The organism is Methanoregula sp. (assembly GCF_049510175.1).
In the GTDB taxonomy this organism is placed as follows: domain Archaea; phylum Halobacteriota; class Methanomicrobia; order Methanomicrobiales; family Methanospirillaceae; genus Methanoregula.
The window spans coordinates 1-1,571 of sequence record NZ_JBEKZF010000031.1 but is presented as its reverse complement, the minus strand read 5'-3'; the positions used below and the strand labels follow the sequence as shown (position 1 = coordinate 1,571).

The following is a 1,571-nucleotide window of genomic DNA, read 5'->3' as shown; positions in this document are numbered from 1 at the left end:
TTATGACGCCCAGATCGAGGCATCCCAAATCCTTGCGGAGCTTGGCTTAAAAAAACGCGCATATTTCCTCGTCACCCTGCATCGGGCGGAAAACGTCGACATCGAGGAGCGTCTGAGGAAGTTCCTTACGGGCCTCGACCTCCTTGAGCAGAAGTACGGCCTGCCCATCATCGTCAGCACCCATCCCCGAACGCGGAACAGGATCGATTCCTTCAAGATAAAAGCGGAGGGAAGCCGGCTCCGCTTCCTACCCCCCTTCGGGTTTTTCGATTTCATCCATCTGGAGCGCAACGCATCTTGCGTCCTCTCCGACAGCGGCACGGTCCAGGAGGAATGCTGCATCTTCGGAGTGGCGAATGTGACTCTCAGAGATGTCACCGAAAGACCGGAAACCATCGAGTGCGGCAGCAACATGCTCAGCGGAGCGGAACCGGACTCTATCCTCAGATGCGTCGACACAGTGATGAATGCGGCCGGTTCCTGGACGCCGCCTCCAGAATATCTTGCGACGAACGTGAGCGAAACGGTGACAAAGATCGTCCTCGGATACAGGTTTACGCGGTAGCCCGTGCCCAGGGTCTCCGTCATAATCCCCTGCTATAATCACGGCGCCTTCATCGACGAGGCGGTAGACTCGGTCTTTCGCCAGACCTACCGCGACGTCGAGATCATCATAGTTGACGACGGCTCGGACGGCGAGACGAGGGAAAGGCTTCAGACCTACAAACAACCTTCAATCCGGGTGATCTTCAAGTCACATGAGGGCGTAGCAGCGGCACGCAATACCGCCATTGCTCACGCGAACGGCGAATACATCCTTCCCCTCGACGCCGACGACCTGATCCATGAGACATACATCGAAAAGGCCGTATGCGTGATGGATGGTGAGAGCGACCTCGGGATTGTTTACTGCGGAGCCGAATTGTTCGGAGAACAAACGGGGCTGTGGGACTTGCCCGAATACTCTTTCGAGCGGATTCTCCTCCAGAATATGATTTTCTGCTCCGCCTTAATGAGAAAAGCCGACCTGGAAAAGGTGGGTGGATACAACACCAACATGACGAGAGGCTACGAAGACTGGGACTTGTCGCTCTCCCTCATACCGGCACTGTTTCCAAATCGTTTGCCCTGGAGCCGCCACCCGTCCTGTTCCTATACATCCAGGTTTCTCACGTCGAGCGCATTCTCCTGGATAAAGGTTTTCCTACTCTGTACATTGTCCCCCATGAGTATGGTGAATACCTGGTCGGCTTCCAATGCATACCACGGTGATTCACGATGGTAGGCGCTGCAAGGGAAAACGGCAACCAGGAAGTGACAGGCTCCCCGGTAATCCCCCTTGCTCGACGGTTCCACTTCACATTTACTTCACACTTAAAAGATACCAAAAAGGGCATGACAGTAAGACCGGGGAGGGGGGGAGAAATCCCCTTCCCTGCTAATTGTAACCCTCCCCCCTCCGTCAAGACAATTATGATGCATGCTTAAGGTGGATTCCCTCCCCTATAAGCGGTGATGGTTTTGGGGTTTTGGCCGCCCCATGGTAGACCTCGTAAGGGGTCCTGTTGCCG

General features: G+C 55.0%; 2 protein-coding genes. Both read left to right on the top strand.

Annotation, left to right across the window (positions count from 1 at the left end; all coding sequences use genetic code 11):
• Positions 1 to 565 (top strand): UDP-N-acetylglucosamine 2-epimerase (locus ABSG49_RS12200; protein ID WP_424026406.1); only part of this gene is annotated, 565 nt, incomplete at its 5' end.
• A gap of 3 nt (positions 566 to 568) precedes the next feature.
• Positions 569 to 1,285, top strand: a complete 717-nt coding sequence (locus ABSG49_RS12195; RefSeq protein WP_490356194.1) for a glycosyltransferase family 2 protein — start codon at positions 569 to 571, stop codon at positions 1,283 to 1,285.
• Positions 1,286 to 1,571 lie beyond the last annotated feature (286 nt).